This window comes from Pseudarthrobacter sulfonivorans, from assembly GCF_024391045.1.
Taxonomy (GTDB): domain Bacteria; phylum Actinomycetota; class Actinomycetes; order Actinomycetales; family Micrococcaceae; genus Arthrobacter; species Arthrobacter sulfonivorans_B.
The window spans coordinates 90,336-107,467 of the sequence record NZ_JANFCZ010000009.1 but is presented as its reverse complement, the minus strand read 5'-3'; the positions used below and the strand labels follow the sequence as shown (position 1 = coordinate 107,467).

At 65.9% G+C, this 17,132-nt stretch carries 12 protein-coding genes; 9 read left to right on the top strand and 3 right to left on the bottom strand.

The window, feature by feature from the left end:
- From NQJ30_RS08340 to NQJ30_RS08330, 3 genes are all read right to left on the bottom strand, one after another.
- Positions 1-1,638 (bottom strand): ABC transporter substrate-binding protein, encoded by a 1,638-nt coding sequence (locus NQJ30_RS08340; protein ID WP_255769427.1) that lies wholly within the window; start codon positions 1,636-1,638, stop codon positions 1-3.
- A 181-nt stretch (positions 1,639-1,819) separates the two neighbouring features.
- Positions 1,820-3,910 (bottom strand): murein biosynthesis integral membrane protein MurJ, encoded by a 2,091-nt coding sequence (gene murJ, locus NQJ30_RS08335; RefSeq protein ID WP_255769425.1) that lies wholly within the window; start codon positions 3,908-3,910, stop codon positions 1,820-1,822.
- A gap of 89 nt (positions 3,911-3,999) precedes the next feature.
- A complete protein-coding gene (locus tag NQJ30_RS08330; protein WP_374113236.1) occupies positions 4,000-4,500 on the bottom strand; it encodes an NUDIX hydrolase in 501 nt (166 codons plus the stop codon).
- A 207-nt stretch (positions 4,501-4,707) separates the two neighbouring features.
- On the opposite strand from NQJ30_RS08330, the gene NQJ30_RS08325 reads away from it, so the two are divergent.
- The 9 genes from NQJ30_RS08325 to NQJ30_RS08285 all read left to right on the top strand — a co-directional run bounded on the left by NQJ30_RS08325 (position 4,708) and on the right by NQJ30_RS08285 (position 17,115).
- Positions 4,708-6,216 carry a CCA tRNA nucleotidyltransferase gene (locus tag NQJ30_RS08325; protein ID WP_255769422.1) on the top strand — a complete coding sequence of 503 codons (1,509 nt, stop codon included), beginning with the start codon at positions 4,708-4,710 and terminating at the stop codon, positions 6,214-6,216.
- The gene (locus tag NQJ30_RS08320; RefSeq protein WP_255769421.1) at positions 6,213-6,797 is read left to right on the top strand and encodes a histidine phosphatase family protein; all 585 of its coding nucleotides are present in this window, start codon (positions 6,213-6,215) and stop codon (positions 6,795-6,797) included. The genes NQJ30_RS08325 and NQJ30_RS08320 overlap by 4 nt, the downstream gene beginning before the upstream one ends.
- A 568-nt stretch (positions 6,798-7,365) precedes the next feature.
- Positions 7,366-7,518, top strand: a complete 153-nt coding sequence (locus tag NQJ30_RS08315; protein ID WP_255769420.1) for a hypothetical protein — start codon at positions 7,366-7,368, stop codon at positions 7,516-7,518.
- 62 nt (positions 7,519-7,580) lie between these two features.
- Entirely contained in the window at positions 7,581-9,047 is a 1,467-nt protein-coding gene (locus NQJ30_RS08310; protein WP_255769419.1) for a glycosyltransferase family 87 protein, read from the top strand.
- Positions 9,040-10,485 carry a phytoene desaturase family protein gene (locus NQJ30_RS08305; RefSeq protein ID WP_255769418.1) on the top strand — a complete coding sequence of 482 codons (1,446 nt, stop codon included), beginning with the start codon at positions 9,040-9,042 and terminating at the stop codon, positions 10,483-10,485. The genes NQJ30_RS08310 and NQJ30_RS08305 overlap by 8 nt, the downstream gene beginning before the upstream one ends.
- Positions 10,486-10,543: 58 nt before the next feature.
- The gene (locus tag NQJ30_RS08300) at positions 10,544-12,529 is read left to right on the top strand and encodes a penicillin-binding transpeptidase domain-containing protein (protein ID WP_255769417.1); all 1,986 of its coding nucleotides are present in this window, start codon (positions 10,544-10,546) and stop codon (positions 12,527-12,529) included.
- 34 nt (positions 12,530-12,563) lie between these two features.
- A complete protein-coding gene (locus NQJ30_RS08295) occupies positions 12,564-14,246 on the top strand; it encodes an ATP-binding cassette domain-containing protein (protein WP_255769416.1) in 1,683 nt (560 codons plus the stop codon).
- Positions 14,247-14,391: 145 nt separating this feature from the next.
- The gene (locus NQJ30_RS08290; RefSeq protein WP_255769415.1) at positions 14,392-15,609 is read left to right on the top strand and encodes an MFS transporter; all 1,218 of its coding nucleotides are present in this window, start codon (positions 14,392-14,394) and stop codon (positions 15,607-15,609) included.
- A gap of 9 nt (positions 15,610-15,618) precedes the next feature.
- Positions 15,619-17,115: a bifunctional phosphatase PAP2/diacylglycerol kinase family protein gene (locus NQJ30_RS08285; RefSeq protein WP_255769414.1), complete on the top strand. Its 1,497-nt coding sequence runs from the start codon at positions 15,619-15,621 to the stop codon at positions 17,113-17,115.
- Positions 17,116-17,132 lie beyond the last annotated feature (17 nt).

The following is a 17,132-nucleotide window of genomic DNA, read 5'->3' as shown; positions in this document are numbered from 1 at the left end:
TTATTGGACTTTGATTTCCGCCAGGCGGATTCCGTAGCCGTAGCGAGTCTTGGGCGCGGCCAGCTTGGGCAGTGCCTTGATGGACACAATCACGTACTGGGCCTTGACCGGTTCCGCCAGGGGCATGGTGAGATCCGTTGACGTGAAGCCGTTGGTTCCCACCAGTTTGGCGCCATCCAGTGACGGACGGTCATTGGTGTAGACACTGAGGTTGCCGCCCGATGCGCCGAGCTGGGTCAAGGTGATGGACGAAACCGTGGCGGGACTCTTCAACTTCACAAAGAGGGGCACACCGTCGGGTGCCAGGCCTCCCCAGGCTTCGGTAGCGAACTCCATGTCCGACCAGTAGCTGGCAGCATTGCCGTCAAACGCCTTCACAAGGTCCACGTCGTAGGTGGCTGCGAAATCAAAATCGCCCTGACGGGTGATGTTTTCGATGGCGGGCGGTACTGCCGGCGGCGCTGCCGAACTTGCATTCGGTGTCGGGGTTCCCGTGCCGGGACCGGGGGTGCCGGTGGTCGCCGTGGACGGGTTGGCCTGGGGACTCCCATTGAACAGGCTGCCCAGATTGGTGAGGGCGAACACCATCCCCGCGACCAGTACAACGGCAAGCAGGCCACCCACGAGCCAGCGCATGGACCGGGGCTCCCGCTCAGGCTCATCCTCGTAGAATTCGCTGGAATCACGGGCCGGGGGGACGGCCGCCGCGGCCGGAGACGCCTTGCGGGCCGGCGAAGGGAAGGCCGAGGCCGAACGGTTGGACTGCACTACCGGCTGCGGCTCCGCTTCGCCGCGGGCGGCATCCTGATCCCCATAGGAGTAGTCGTCTTCTGACCACAGGGATACCTTCGGTGTTTCGGTGCCCGTGCGGTGCTCCGCCTGGCTGGCTGCCGCGCCAGCTGCGGCACCCGCACCAGCCCCCGCAGCCGCACCCGCGCCCCGTCCGGACCCGGAACCTGCACCGGACACACCGGACCCGCCGTTGGTCGGTTGCACCTGCTGGGGTTGCACCTGCTGGGGCGCGGTGGACTGTTGGCGCGCAGCGGCGGCTCCGCCGGCAAGGCCGGCAGCCCCCGCATCGGCAGCGCCCGCAGCCGCACCCGAAGCGGGGCGGGTGGTCGGCCCGATGGGCGGACGGGGCGGAACCACGGGAGGAACGGTGGGTGCCTGCCGGTACGGGTCAACCTGGGCAGGGTGGCTGTCCGCATACTTGATGTAGCCGGCGTCGACGTTCTCCTCGTCGTCATACGGTTCAGGCTCATGCGAACGCGCCTGCCCGAAGATCTCGCTGCCCAGAGTGTCCGTGAAGAATGGCTCAACATAGGGCGCATCGGAGGCCACCACCAGGTCGAGGAGGTCTGCCGCGGACGTGTGGTTGGTGATGAGGTACGTGGCTGCTTCGGTGACGCCGAGGTCAAGGACCTGGACACTGCCGGGACGCTCCCCCGTGGCCACCTCGCGGGCGCTCTGGGCCACCTGCTCGGTGTTGTCCGGGCCTGCGACCAGAATGCTGACCGGACGGTTGAGCACCTGGTCCACACCGTCCAGCACCAGATCCTGGTCGTGTGAGGTCAGTACCGTGGCTGTGACCTTGTAGCGGCCGCCGAGTACTGATCCAACGTCGATCGGGTGGGACACGTGTTCCTCCTAGACTGTCCGGGCATTGCAGGCATCGACGAGTCCACTGCCGGCCGGAGCCGGTAAAAAGCCGGCCGGCTGGCCGGATTGTGGCCGCCTGAAACTACCCCTGTTCAGGTTCGATCCTAGCCGATTCGGCATGTCCGCCGCGGTCGACAGGCAGCCGGCAACGCCGTGGAGATCACTTTTTACGGGGCCGTCGAGGCTTGAAATGCGGGTTCCTGCCGGGTTGCCCCTGGAACGTGCGCCGGCCCGGAAGGGGAATCTCTTCACGCAGCAGCCCGCCGCGCGCGGTGGCGGGAACGTCTTCGGCCGGCAGGTATTCTCCAGCTGGCTGGGTGCCGTCCCCCTGGGGCGCCTCCGAAGGTGCCGCGGGAATATGACGCGCGGGCGCCGGTCCGGCGCGGAACGACGTCGCGTCGAACTCGCCCGAGATGCGCGGGATGAGACCGGTATCCACCGAGACCGTGGCGCGTTCCGGCGTCGGACGTTCCGCCTCCGAGCGGGAACCGGAAGCGGAAGCGGACGACGACGGCGTCCCCTCCGCTGCGGCGGACGGTTCCGCGCCGCCGCGGCCCAGACGCCCGAGCAGCGGGCGCAGCAGATCGCGCAGTTCCGAAACATGGAACACCTTGAGGAGGAAGACGTAGGCCACCAGCATGATGGGACCAACCACCACCACCGTCAGGAGTGCGGCAATCCGGTCGCTCCAGGCGAATCCGTCCGCGCTGTAGCTGCCCATCAGCCACAGGGCACCGGCACCGGCAACAGCGGAACCGAGCGCGGCGTAACCCATCCGAATGTACGAGTTGGCAATGCGTGGACCGTCCAGGTGGCCGAGCAGGCGCCGCAGGAAGAACGCGCTGATGACCACCGAGAGGATATTGCCCACCATGTACAGGATGGCGATCGCGTAAATGATCTGGCCCACCGGCATGAACTGGATGACGAAGGCCCCGACAACGTAAACCACCGCCAGCAGAAGCTGGACGTAGAACGGGGTCCGGGCGTCCTCGTTGGCGTAGAATACCCGGGACATCATGAAGTTGGCACTCATGAATGGTGTGCTCAGCGCCAGGATGGTCAGCGTCTGGGCCAGCATCACGCCGTCCTGCCGAAGTCCGCCGGAGAAGAACATTCCCAGCGGACCGGCCAGGGCAAAGAGCGCCAGCGCTCCGAAGACGGTGGCCACGGCCATGGTGCGGAGGCCGTGCGAGAGCGCATCACGCAGTTCGGCCCGGTTGCCGTCCTGCGAGGCGCGGGTCATCCGGTTAAAGAGGACGGTGGCGAGCGACAACGCAATGATCGAGTGGGGCAGCAGGTACAGCTGGCTGGCCACTTCCAGGACGGCGTTGCCCGGCAGGATGTCCCCCGCGGGATCTCCTGACTCCTTCAGCCGGAGACGCTCGGCGCCCGGAATGGTGGCGATACGCATGACGTAGAGGAAGGCCAATTGCCCGACGGCGGCGGTCAGGAGCGTCCAAACACTCAGCTTCGCTGCCTGGCCAAGTCCCACTCCGCGCCACCCGAACTTGGGCCGAAGGCCGAGTCTGAGGCGGATGACCGGGATCAGCAGGATGGCGGTCTGGGCCACCACGCCGATGGTGGAGAACCCCGCCACCAGGAGGGTCTGGGTGGAACCCCAGTTGTCCAAAGTGTGCGGGTTGACGGCGTTTTGGCCGAAGATCCAGATGAACATGCCCAAGCCGGCGATGGCCACGATGTTGTTCATGATGGGCGCCCACATGGCCGGGCCGAACGCGCCGTTGGCGTTGAGGACCTGCGTCAGAAGGGCATACAGGCCATAGAAGAAAATCTGCGGCAGGCACCAGAAGGCGAAGGCAACGGCCAGTGACTTCTGCTGCGGTGAGTACCCCTGGGTGGTCAGGTCAATGACCCATGGCGCCGCCAGCGTGACCAGGGCAGTCAGCCCGAGCAGCAGGAGGACCGCCAGGGTCAGCAGCCGGCTGATGTAATCCGCTCCCCTGTCAGGAGCTTTGCTTGCCTTGATGATCTGCGGCACCAGCACGGCGTTGAACACGCCCCCGGCCACCAGCAGGAAGATCAGGTTGGGCAGGTTGTTGGCGTTGATAAACGTGTCGTTGACCGTGGAGCCGAGGCCGAGGGCGGCACCCAGCATCCAGGTCTTCCCAAAACCCAGGAACCGCGAAACCAGCGTGCCGGCGGCCATGATGGCGCTGGAACGCGTTTCGCTGGCACCGGTGGAACCGGAGCGGCCTGCGGTATCGGAAGGGGAATTGGAAGCTGACATCGAGTTCATCGTCTCATTGGGACGCTGTTTATCCGGCACCGGACCCGCCTGCATCAGGGCCTGTCCCGCACCGGCCGCCAGCGGCAGGTTTAGAGGTGTTCGGGCAGGACGTCCCGGGCCAGGTCGGCAATTCGGCGTTCATTGGGAAAGGAGAGTTTCCGGGCGAGTTCCCGGATGGGTACCCAAGCTACGTCCACGGCTTCATGGTCGGGATCGTTTTCAATGGTGAGGTCCCCGCCGGTGGCACGCAGCAGGTAGTGGTGAACAGTCTTGTGGACCCGGTGCCCGCTGACGGTGAACCAGTAATCGATGCTGCCCAGCGGGGCCAGGATGTCGCCCTCGATGCCGGTTTCCTCGGCAATTTCGCGGACGGCTGCCTGTTCGTTGTTTTCCTCGCCCTCCGGATGACCCTTCGGGAGGCACCACTCGAGCCGCCCGCCCCTGTTAACGCGGGCGATGATCGCAACCCTTAGTTCGGCGTCGGACGTGTCCACCACAACGCCGCCGGCGGAGATTTCCTCCACCGTGGGCAGGGACGCCGGTGCCGAGTGCAGGGCAGGCGCGACGTGTGCACCGATTGCCGACGGCAACGGTGCGCTTGTCCTCCTGCCGGGAGCGCTCGGTACGGGATGGGCCATGGAGTCCACTCTAACGACTCTTGCCCGTTCTTGATGACCGGAACATGACATCAAGATGGACTGCGTGTGACGCAGTTTCCGGGCCCGTGATGGAATAGGCGCGATCTTGACCGGATTTTGGCCTGCCAAGCCGCTGGTTTCTGACAAGCTTAAGTAACTATGGCGCACGCACATCACAAGACTGATTCCCACACCGTCGATTTCCAGGTGGACCCGGTGGTCCTGGAGCTCGGCCAGCGCTTTGTTGATGCCGGTCATGAACTGTCGCTGGTGGGCGGCCCGGTCCGCGACCTGTTCCTGGGCCGCGCCTCGCTCGATTTGGATTTCACCACTGACGCCACGCCGGACCAGACAGTTGCGCTGATCAAAAAATGGGCGGACAACTTCTGGGAAATCGGCCGAGCGTTCGGGACCATCGGCATGCGCAAGGCAGGCTTCCAGATCGAGATCACCACCTATCGGGCCGAGGCCTATGATCCCGAGTCGCGGAAGCCGGTAGTGGCGTTCGGTACCTCGCTGACTGATGACCTGCTGCGCCGGGACTTCACCATCAACGCCATGGCCCTGCGCCTGCCGTCCCTCGAACTCGTTGACCCCTTCGGCGGAGTCCGGGACCTGCACGCCTCGGTGCTGGCCACGCCCGGCTCCCCCGAGGATTCCTTCTCCGACGATCCACTCCGCATGATGCGGGCCGCGCGGTTCGCTTCCCAGCTGGGCATCTCCGTGCACCCTGGTGTCCGGCTGGCCATGACCCAGATGGCCGAGCGCATCAAGATCATCTCCGCTGAACGCGTCCGGGACGAGCTGGTCAAACTCATCTGCGGTGCGCGCCCCCGGGTTGGTGTGGACCTGCTGGTGGAGACAGGCCTGGCTGAGTTCGTGCTCCCGGAGGTCTCCGCCCTGCGCCTCGAATCGGATGAACACCACCGCCACAAGGACGTCTACCAGCACTCCCTGCAGGTGCTGGAGCAGGCCGCCGCCCTGGAAACGGACGCCGACGGCGCGGTCCCGGCCCCCGACTTTGTGCTGCGGTTCGCAGCGTTAATGCACGACGTCGGCAAGCCGGCTACGCGGCGTTTCGAACCGGGCGGCGCGGTCAGCTTCCGCCACCACGACATGGTGGGCGCCAAACTGACGTCGAAGCGGATGAAGACCCTGCGTTTCGACAACGACACCATCAAGGCTGTTGCCCGGCTGGTGGAACTTCACATGCGTTTTTACGGCTACGGCGACGCCGGCTGGAGCGACTCTGCCGTCAGGCGCTACGTCACCGATGCCGGTCCCCTGCTGGAACGGCTGCACCGCCTCACCCGCTCGGATGTCACCACCCGAAACCAGCGAAAAGCAGAGCGGCTCGCCTTCGCCTATGACGACCTCGAGGACCGGATCGCGGCCCTGCGCGAGCAGGAGTCCCTCGACGCGGTCCGTCCCGATCTGGACGGCGCCCGGATCATGGCCCTCCTGGAACTGAAACCCGGTCCCGTGGTGGGACGAGCCTACAAGTTCCTGCTGGAGGAACGGATGGAGCACGGCCCGCTGCAGCCGGAGGACGCTGAAGCCAGGCTGCTCGCCTGGTGGGCACGGCAGCCCGAGGCCGCACCTCCGGTTCCGGAAGCACCAGAGCCCACTGCCGTCGTCGAACTTTCCCCCACTGAGGAGTCCAAATGACTGATCCGAACGTTGCCCCCCGCCCCCAGCTCTGGATCCTGCGCCACGGCGAGACGGAATGGTCCAAGAGCGGGCAATACACCGGCCTGACCGACCTGCCCCTGACCGTCGAGGGCGAGCAGCAGGCAGTGGAGGCTCGGAAGATCCTGGACCAGGTGGATTTTGACCTCGTCCTGACCTCACCGCTGCGCCGGGCCCGGCGGACGGCTGAACTGGCGGGCTTTCCCGACGCCCAGCACGAACCGCTCGCCGTGGAATGGAACTACGGCGACTACGAGGGCATCAGCTCGGACCTGATCCGGAAGGACAACCCCGACTACCTCATCTGGACGCACGGCGTGCCCAACGGCGAATCGCTGGACGAGGTGGCCGCCCGTGCCGACAAAATCGTGGCCCGCGTCCTCGAATCAGGACTGGACAACATACTCATTGTGGCCCACGGGCACTTCTCCCGGATCCTTACGGCACGGTGGCTTGAATTGGCACCGACGGAGGGGCGCCATTTCGTCCTGGGAACCGCGAAGGTTTGCACGTTGGGCTGGGACAAAAAGACCCCTGCGATTGTTCGCTGGGGACTGTAAACGGCCGTTTATAAAAATTCCTGAAAAACTTTCCGAATTAAGTGGCGGACGGCCACATTCGTAGGGTAATTTTATTCCTGACCCCAGAGCAGCTTTGCCGGGGTCGCGGCGCGCGTTGCAAAGCCAGTCGGCTGAGCAACGGCTTAACAGAAAAGGAGGTTGGGAGAAATGATTACTTTGACTAGCGGATGGAAGATGACCATCAACGCCACCCCGGCCTTCGTTGCTTCTGCGCGCCATTTTCGTGGAGTCTTTGCCTCGTAGCCCCGGCTGATCCCGCCCCCACGGCGGCATCGCCGGAGTACGGCACATCCTCACCGATACTCTGGCCCGCGTTGGCGCAGCCTCGCTGCCGGCCCACGCTCGTTGGTAGCCCCTCGCTCGGAAGCTGAAACCCTGTCCGCGTCTGCATTGGCGCCCGGGTTTGCACCCCCGGCCGTTTTCGGGCTTTTATTCGCATTTGCGAACCACTCATAAACATTGGGCATTGTCATGCCTAATGTGCGCGCTTTATTTCTCGGGCGCTCATTAGGGCTATTTTGTCATGCCTATTTTCGCTCGAAAGGAGGTGACTGACTTGGTAAAACAGATCAAGAAGGCCCTTTTTCTTCTTCGCTTGCCTGCCTACACGGGGAAACGTGAATTCAACGATCAGCTGTTGGACCAACACCGGGAAGACGCGTATGCCCTGGTGCATCAGCAGATGTTCGGGTTCCGCTGATTCCGGCGTTTTCCGGGGAAAGTGCGGGATCAACCCGGGCAACGTCCCGGTAAGCTCAGGACATGCAGGAGACGAAGCCGCCGGTGCACCCGCAGCGGGCCCGCCTGGTTGTTCCCAGCCGCAGTGACTTGCTGCTGAAGAACTTCACGGAACTGATTGGCGGCCCGATGGGTGCCCGGTCGGCGCCCGGTATGGTCACCCCCGGCGTGTTTACGGTGGAACGGGTCCTGATCATCCTGACGGTGCTGGCGGCCCTGGCGGGGCTTGCCATCAAAGGCTACTGCCGGGTTAATGGCTGGCAGACGCCGGACCAGTTCTACGCCACCTGCTACTCCGATTTTCCCGACTTCTTCCGGAATCGCGGCCTGGCTGAGGATCCCTTTGGCTTCCTCACCCAAGGGAACGTCTTCGAATATCCGGTCCTGACGGGTCTCATCGCCGGGGCCGCGGCTTGGCTTATCCCCGGTGACGGTGTCACGGACGGCCGCGTCCTGGCCTATTTCGACGTCAATGTCACCTTGATAGCCGCCGTCTGGATTGTCACCGTTCTCGCCACGGCCCGGATGTCGCAGCGGCGCCCCTGGGACGCGGCCATGGTTGCACTCGCACCGGGCATTGTCCTGGCCGGCACCATCAACTGGGATCTGTGGGCGGTGGGACTGCTCGCCGTGGGGATGCTCTGTTTCGCGCAGGGGCGCCTGGCGTTTGCCGGTGTCCTGATCGGCCTGGCGGCAGCCGCCAACCCCTATGCGGCCCTGGTTTTAGTCGCCGTCTTCCTCCTGTCCCTCCGCACCGGGCAGTTCCGGACATTCTTTCGCACGGCCGTGACCGGCGGGGCGGCCTGGTTGGCCGTCAACGTGCCTGTGGCCGTAGCCAATCCTGTCGGTTGGGCGTATTCCCTGGGATCCGCCGAGTCCCGCGAGGCCGGCTACGGTTCGGCCTGGTTTGCCTACAACCTGGTGGCCCGGCGCCTGCGCTGGAACGTCCTTGACCCGGCAGCCATCAACATACTGGCGCTGGCCTTCTTCCTGCTGGCGTGCGCGGCTGTGGCCTACATTGCCCTGACGGCCCCCCGGCGGCCGCGACTGGCCCAGCTGGCGTTCCTGTTGGTAGCCGCCCTCATCCTCACCAACAAGGTCTATTCGCCGCAGTTTGTGCTTTGGCTGGTACCGCTTCTGGCGCTGGCTAGGCCGCGGTGGCGCGATTTCCTGGTGTGGCAGGGTGTCGAGGGCCTGTATTGGGCCGCAGTGTGGCTGTACCTGGCACAGGTGACCAGTCACGGCCCGACGCAGCACAATATTGACATGCCTTACTACGTCCTGGCCGTGGCAGCTCATATGCTCGTAACGGCATATTTAGTGATCCGGGTTGTCTGGGACATCTACGATCCGAACTACGACCCAGTGCGCCGGCACCATGTAGACGACCCCCAAGGGGGGCCTTTCAACGGCATGCCCGATTGGCTGCGCCTCAGTCCCCTGAACCGCGCCCGGGCAGTCGTTCCGTGGGGGGCGAAGCACCATGGCTGATGTGGCCATCGTCGGGTCCGGGCCCAACGGGCTGGCCGCCGCTGCCGTGATGGCCCGGGCAGGGTTGTCTGTGGAAGTCCATGAGGCGGCAGAGACCTTCGGCGGCGGCACACGCACCGCCGAACTCATGCAGCCGGGCCACCTGCATGACATCTGTTCAGCCGTGCATCCCATGGCCCTGGCCTCGCCCTTCTTCCGGGCCTTTGAGCTGGAGCGCAGGATCGACCTGGTGGTTCCGGAGCTCGGATTCGGTTCACCACTCGACGACGGCCGGGCTGCACTCGGTTATCACTCGCTTGAGCGGACAGTGGAGGCACTGGGCCGGGACGGTGCTGCCTACGGTCGGCTGCTCGGCCCGCTGGTAAGCCGCATTGACGGGGTCATGGACCTCACCCAGCACCAGTTACTGAGGATTCCCCATGATCCCGTGGCGGCGGCACTTCTTGGGCTGCGGACATTCGAACAGGGGACGCCCCTATGGAACGCACGGTTCCGTGAGGATCTCGCGCCTGCACTGCTGAGCGGGGTGGCGGCGCATGCTGTTTCACATTTGCCTTCGCTGGCGGCGGCGGGAGCCGGACTGATGCTGACCGCCCTGGCCCATGCCCAAGGATGGCCGGTTCCGCGGGGCGGGTCGGTGGCCATCGCAGAGGCATTGGCAGCCGACATCCGGGCCCACGGCGGCGTCATCCGCACCAAGGAGCCGATCGATAGCCTTGAGCAACTCAGCGGTGCCCGTGCAACGCTGCTGGACGTCGCTCCCCGCGGACTGCTCGACATTGCGGGCGCCCGCCTGCCTCAGAAGTACCGCCGCGCCCTGGAGACATTCCGCTACGGGAATGGTTCCTGCAAAGTGGATTTCATCCTGTCCGGGCCGGTTCCATGGGCATCCCCCGAGTTGGCGGACGCCGGAACCGTGCACGTGGGCGGTACCCGCACGGAACTCGCGCGTGCCGAGAATGAGGTTTCCGCCGGGAAACATCCTGACCGCCCTTATGTCCTGGTGACGCAGCCCTCGCGGTTCGATGGCGGCCGGGCCCCCGCGGGGCGCCACATCCTGTGGTCCTACTGCCATGTCCCCGCCGGATCAACCCGGGACATGGGTGAGGCCGTGACCGCGCAGATCGAACGCTTCGCACCGGGCTTCCGGGATGTAGTGGTGCAGACTCATGTAACCACCGCCGCAGAACTGGCCAGCTACAACCGCAACTACATCGGCGGCGACTTCAGCGCCGGCATCATGGACGTTCGCGGACTCCTGAAGCGGCCGGTGGTATCGCCGGTCCCGTGGCGGACCCCTGTTCGCGGCGTCTACCTGTGCTCTTCCTCCACGCCGCCAGGTCCCGGCGTGACAGGCATGCCGGGCTTCTTTGCGGCAAAGCATGCCTTGAAGGACATATTCGGACTGGATGTCCCGGCGCTCGGGCTCCAGCCGTAGGTCCGTCCCGAGCGGACGGCTCGCCACCGGCGATTGCAAAACGGGGCATAATAGCGCCGTGGGGAACTCAAAGAAACTTTCACTTGCCATGGCTGGTCTCATACTCGGCGCCTCCCTGGTGGCCTGCGACGATGGCAAGGGGGGAGCCCAGAGTGCGGCACAGCAGTTCGCCGCCGCGGTGTCTTCCCTCGACGTCGGATCCGTCGCCTTTGACGGCAAGGATTCCGCCGTCGCCAAGCAACAGGTCCAGGATGTTTTCAAGGCGCTCGACCCGGACAAGCCCGTGGTGGAAGCCGGCGACCTGTCGCTGAGTGGCAAGACCGCCACTGTTCCGCTCAACTACACCTGGACGATCGGCTCAGGTGAGTGGAAATACACCACCTACGCCGAGTTCACGAAGTCCGGGGACAAATGGCTGACCGTCTGGAACCCTGCATCCCTGGTGCCCGAACTCGCAGACAACGAAATCCTCACCAAAGGGACCCAGTCCCCGCAGCGCGCTGACATCCTTGGCGCGGGCGACGCGAAGCTGGTCACCTACCGCCCCGTGGTGAAGGTGGGTATTGACAAGCCGCTCCTCGGCTCAGCCGACGCAACCGCGTCCGCCACCAAGCTGGCCGAACTTGTTGGTGTGGATGCCTCGGCCTACGCGCAGCAGGTTTCGGCGTCGGGCGCCCAGGCCTTTGTCCCGGCCATCACCCTGCGTGAAGAAGGCCGCACCATCACCGATGAGCAAATCGCGGCCGTCCCCGGTGGCCGTGCCATCAAGGAAAGCCAGCCGCTCGCGCCCAGCCGCACCTTTGCCCGGGCAGTCCTGGGTTCCGTCGGCGAGGCCAGTGCAGAACAGATTGCAGCCTCGGCCGGGGCGCTGAGCGCCGGCGACGTAACGGGCATCGGCGGGCTGCAGCAGCAGTACGACGCCCAGCTCCGCGGAACCGAGGCCGTCGTAATCCGTGCGCAGCGGGCAGACCTCACCCGCGAACAGATCGGCGCGGCCGGGACGGATCCGCGCCGCGTGGTCTTCCAAACCGCAGCCAAACCTGGTACAGCGCTGAAAACCACCCTGGACCCGAACCTCCAGTCCCTGGCAGAGAGCACCCTGGCCGGCGTGGGTCCCGCCTCAGCCATTGTGGCGATCCGGCCCTCCACCGGCGCGGTGCTGGCTGCCGCTTCCGGGCCGGGAAGCAACGGCTACAACACCGCCATGCTGGGCCAGTACGCACCCGGGTCCATCTTCAAGATGGTTGACTCACTGGCGATGTTCCGCAATGGGATGACGCCCGATTCCAAGGTCGAGTGCACCCCCACCCTGGACGTGGACGGCCGCACGTTCAAAAACTCCGAAGGCTACCCGGAAAGTTCACTGGGGTCCGTGGCCCTCCGCGATGCGTTTGCCCATTCCTGCAACACAGCGTTTATCGCGGCCCGGGACAAAGTCACCCAGGCCCAGTTGGAGTCTGCCGCGGTGGCCATGGGCGTGGCCGTCGAAGCCCCGTCGCTGGGTGCCGTGGCCTTCCTCGGCTCCGTCCCCGGCGAGGCTGCCGGAACCGAACACGCGGCGTCGATGATCGGCCAGGGCAAGGTGCTGATGTCGCCGCTGGCGGCGGCCATGATGGCCGGTGCGGTGGCCAAGGGCGCCCCCGTCTCACCGCAGCTGGTCCTCAACCCCGACGCCGGCGCGCAGGGCGGCACCCCCGGTGAGCCGACGGCGGAAGCGGCCTCGCCGTCGCCGACCGTTACCCCCGAAGCACCCGGCCAGGCATCGGACAAACCGATCACGGCTGCGGAGGCCGCGGCATTGTCCGACATGATGCGCGCGGTTGTCACCTCGGGCCACGCCGGATTCCTGTCCAGCGTGCCGGGTGCCCCCGTGGGTGCCAAGACCGGAACGGCAGAGTTCGGCAAAGAAGACCCCCCGAAGACGCACGCCTGGATTGTGGCGGTCCACGGTGACCTGGCCGTGGCCGTGTTCGTCGAGGACGGCGGACTCGGTGCCACCACCTCTGGGCCTTTGCTGAAACAGTTCCTGACCGCCGCCGGCTGATAACGCCTCTGGCGGGCGTGGGAAGATTGATCGCGTGGCTCATATTGACGTTTCCGGCATCGACTACTTCCTCTCCGACGGCACCCAGCTCCTGAACGGCGTGACGTTCAAGGTCCCGGACGGCACCAAAACCGCCCTGATCGGACCCAACGGCACGGGCAAGACCACACTTTTCCGGATCATCTCCGGCGACCTTGTTCCGGATGAAGGGGTCATTGGACGGTCCGGGAACATGGGCATCATGCGCCAGTTCGTGGGCCAGGTCCGCGACGACTCCACGGTCAGGGACCTGCTGGTCAGCGCAGCACCGCCCGCTCTCGCGGCCGCCGCAAAGGAAGTGGACGAAACCGAGCTCGCCATGGTGGAGCACGACGACGAGCCCTCCCAGATGCGCTACGCCCAGGCCATCGTGGATTGGGGAGATGCGGGCGGCTACGACGTTGAGACTGTCTGGGACGAGGTCTGCATGGCCGCGCTGGGACTGCCCTTTGACCGCGCCCAGCACCGCCCGGCGTCGAGCCTTTCCGGCGGCGAGCAAAAGCGGCTGGTGCTGGAGGCACTGTTCGCCGGCCCGGACGACCTCCTGCTCCTTGACGAGCCGGACAACTACCTCGACGTGCCCGGCAAACGCTGGCTCGAGGAGAAGCTGAACGAGTCCAAAAAGACGGTCTTCTTCATCAGCCACGACCGCGAACTCCTCAACAACGCCGCCGGGCGCATCGTGACCCTCGAACCGGGCATCAACGGCGCCGGTGCCTGGGTGCACGGCGGCGGCTTCGGTTCCTACGTGGACGCCCGCGCCGACCGGAACGCCCGCTTCGAGGAGTTGCGCAAACGCTGGGACGAGGAGCACGTGAAGCTCAAGGAACTCGTCAACATGTACAAGAACAAGGCCGCCTTCCGCTCCGACATGGCCAACCGGTACCACGCAGCGCAGACCCGGCTGGCCAAGTTCCTCGAGGTGGGTCCGCCCGAGGCGCTGCCCATCGAACAGAACGTGCAGATGCGGCTCAAGGGCGGCCGGACCGCCAAGCGGGCCATCGTGGCGGAACAGCTTGAACTTACCGGGCTGATGAAGCCGTTCTCCACCGAGGTCTGGTTTGGCGACCGCGTTGGCGTGCTGGGCTCCAACGGGTCGGGCAAGAGCCACTTCCTGCGACTGCTCGCCACCGGCGGCACCGACCCCGAGCGTGAGCACCTGCCCGTGTCCGACGTCGAAATCGCCGAGGTGCCGCACGAGGGTACCGTGAAACTCGGCGCCCGCATCCGGCCCGGGTTCTTCGCCCAGACTCACGTCAGGCCGGACCTGCTCGGGAAGACCCTGCTGGAAATCCTGCACCGCGGCGACGAACACCGTTCGGGGCTCGCCCGCGAGGCTGCTGCCGGGGCATTGGACGGCTATGGCCTGGCGGGGCAGTCGGAACAGAAGTACGAGTCCCTCTCCGGAGGCCAGCAGGCCCGGTTCCAGATCCTGTTGCTGCAGCTCTCCGGCGCCACGCTCCTGCTGCTGGACGAACCCACCGACAACCTGGACCTGCACTCGGCCGAGGCCCTGGAGAAGGCCATCGACCACTTCGAAGGAACCGTCCTGGCCGTGACGCACGACCGCTGGTTCGCCCGCACGTTTGACCGCTTCCTGGTGTTCGGTTCGGACGGCAAGGTCTACGAATCCGCCGAGCCCGTCTGGGACGAAAAGCGCGTGGAACGCGCCCGCTGACCCGGCCCTCTCTCACTTAACGCCGGTTTCTTCTTGACGCTCTCTCGCTTTCCTCAGGAAAGTGAGAGAGCGTCGCCGATTTAAGCACATCAACTGCGAGAGCGTCCCGGGTTGGAATACGCGCTGGGTTGCTAGTCTTTCCAGCATGAAGACCGACATCACCAGTACCTCGGCCGGCCCTTCCCTCAGGGCAGCCGCGGCCGCAACTTTTGTGGTCTTCGGCGTCAACGGCTTTGTTTTTGCCAGCTGGGCAGCGCGGATTCCCGCGGTCACCCAAACGCTGCACCTCACGTCCGGCCAGATGGGCACGCTGCTTCTGTGCACGGCCATCGGTTCGCTGCTGGCACTTCCGACGGCGGGGCTGGTGGTGGGCAGGATCGGCACGGCCAACGCCGTGCGCGCCGCCGGGGTGCTGGCTGCGCTGGCCGGCGTGGGGATTGCACTTTCCCTGTCGGCCGAATCGGTGCTGGGTACTGCCATTTCGCTGTTCTTCTTCGGCATCGGCATCGGGCTGTGGGATGTCTCCCAGAACATCGAAGGTGCCGACGTTGAGCACAAGCTGCGGCGGACCATCATGCCCCAGTTCCACGCCGCCTTCAGCGGCGGAGCGTTTGTTGGTGCCCTGATCGGTGCAGGGCTCTCCACCATCGGCGTCGGGCTCCCTGAACACCTGCTGGTCATCGCCGCGGTTGTGGTGGTGGTGGCGTTGGTGGCGCCCCGCTATTTCCTGCCCCACGAGGCCCAGGCGGCGCCCGTCGAGGGTGAACCCGTGGCCGTGAAGGGCCCGTCGCCCTGGCGGGACAGCCGGACGCTGCTGATAGGCGTGGTGGTCCTCGGGGCGACCCTCACCGAGGGCGCCGGAAATGACTGGATCGCCAAGGCCACCGTGGATGGACTGGGCACCTCCGAATCCACCGGCGCCCTGATGTTTGCCCTCTTTGTCCTGGCAATGACAGCCATGCGGTTCGTCGGCGGCCGCGTGATCGATGCTTACGGCCGGGTCACCGTACTCCGTGCCAGCATGGCTGCCGCAGCAGCAGGACTGGGCCTCTTTGTGCTTGCCGGGAACGTGTGGCTTGCCGGCGTTGGCGCCGCCCTCTGGGGCATCGGCGCGGCCCTGGCCTTCCCGATGGGAATGTCCGCCGCCGCCGACGATCCGAAGCACGCCGCCGCGAGGGTGTCGGTTGTCTCCACGCTGGGTTACGTCGCATTCCTGGCCGGTCCGCCGCTCCTGGGGTACCTGGGCGACCTCACCGGAATCCACCTTGCCCTGCTCGCCATTCTCGTCCCCATCGTGGTGGCCCTGGTCCTCGCCGGAGCCGCAAAGCCCCTGGTCCCCGTCCGCAGCGAGCCCCGGGACTAGGGTGGGGACATGCACACCACATGGCGCGTAAGGCCGGGCCGGATCAGCCGTTTTGACCGGTATCTGGTCCGGCGGGTTTCGTCGTTCCCCCGGGGAAGCCATGACGCGTTCTTCCGCCGGCTCTCCGCGTCCGCCAACAACGGCAAACTCTGGATGGGCGCGGCAGCGGTCATGGCGCTGGTACCCGGCAGGCCGCGGCGTGCCGCCCTGCACGGGCTGATCGCCCAGGCCGTTGCATCGGCCGTGACCAACGCTGTGTTCAAGACCCTCCTCCCCCGCACCCGGCCGTTGCCCGAACACCTGCCGGTGTTCCGGTTCGTCCATCCGCAGCCCAAGAGTTCCTCCATGCCGTCCGGGCATTCTGCTTCCGCGATAGCCTTCGCGCTCGGCGCAGGCCTGGTCAAGCCGGCGTTGGGTGCTGCCTTGGCACCTGCCGCGGTTGGAGTCGCCTACTCGCGCGTCCATACGGGGGCCCACTGGCCGTCGGATGTGATCTTCGGTTCAGCCATCGGCGCAGGCGCTGCCCTGCTCACCCGCAAATGGTGGCCGGTCCGTCCGCCGTTTCCCGACGTCACCCGCGCGGAGGCGGACGCCCCCGCCTTGCCGGGAGGTGACGGCCTCAGCATTGTGGTGAATACCCTCGGCGGGTCCTACAAGGAGGAAACTGCTGCGGCCCTGCACGATGTATTCCCCGAAGCGTATATACGGTCGGTAGAGCCCGATGAAAGCCTCGAGGAAGCGATTCAAGCCACGGCCAAGCGCCCGGGCACACGCGCCCTCGGCGTGTGGGGCGGTGACGGAACCGTAGGCGCGGCGGCCGTTGCCGCCGTCGAACATTCACTCCCCTTGCTGGTGCTGCCCGGCGGCACCCTGAACCACTTCGCCCGCGATACGGGGACCGGCAGCCTCAAAGAGGCCGTCACCGCCGCAGTGAAAGGTGAAGCCGCGAAAGCGGATGTGGGCATCGTGACGGTCGAACGCGGCCTGGCCGGCGACCCGGAGACGGCTGAGCTCATCATGCTGAACACCGCCAGCGTGGGACTTTACCCCAACCTGGTGCGGCGCCGTGAACACCTGCAGCCGGCCCTCGGGAAGCCTCTCGCCGGAGTGGTGGCCATGTTCCGGACCTTCGCCGTGGGCACCCCCACCCACCTGACAGTGGACGGCGTGCGGCACAAAGTCTGGATCGCCTATGTGGGGCGCGGGCGCTACTACCCGCGGGACCACGCACCACTGGTCCGTCCGGTGCTGGACGATGGCGTGCTGGATATCCGGATGATCACCGCCGATGAACACTTTGCCAGGCTGCGGCTCCTGTGGTCGGTGCTGACCGGTACGGTGGCAACTTCACGCATCACCCACCTCCGGGAGGCGGCCGAGGTGCTGATCGAATCGGCGGACTCGCCCATGGCGCTGGCGGTCGACGGCGAAGCGCTGGCCGGGGTGCGCAGCGTCAGGATCCGCGTGGAGCCTCGGTCCCTGACGTACTACTCGCCGCTGTCCTGATCCGCCGCGAACCGCCC

What these genes read in the sequence shown, in the direction of transcription:
- NQJ30_RS08325 (WP_255769422.1), top strand. Translation starts at nt 4,708, where the DNA reads ATGGCGCACGCACATCACAAGACTGATTCCCACACCGTCGATTTCCAG.
- murJ (WP_255769425.1), bottom strand. Translation starts at nt 3,910, where the DNA reads ATGTCAGCTTCCAATTCCCCTTCCGATACCGCAGGCCGCTCCGGTTCC.
- NQJ30_RS08320 (WP_255769421.1), top strand. Translation starts at nt 6,213, where the DNA reads ATGACTGATCCGAACGTTGCCCCCCGCCCCCAGCTCTGGATCCTGCGC.
- NQJ30_RS08290 (WP_255769415.1), top strand. Translation starts at nt 14,392, where the DNA reads ATGAAGACCGACATCACCAGTACCTCGGCCGGCCCTTCCCTCAGGGCA.
- NQJ30_RS08310 (WP_255769419.1), top strand. Translation starts at nt 7,581, where the DNA reads ATGCAGGAGACGAAGCCGCCGGTGCACCCGCAGCGGGCCCGCCTGGTT.
- NQJ30_RS08305 (WP_255769418.1), top strand. Translation starts at nt 9,040, where the DNA reads ATGGCTGATGTGGCCATCGTCGGGTCCGGGCCCAACGGGCTGGCCGCC.
- NQJ30_RS08285 (WP_255769414.1), top strand. Translation starts at nt 15,619, where the DNA reads ATGCACACCACATGGCGCGTAAGGCCGGGCCGGATCAGCCGTTTTGAC.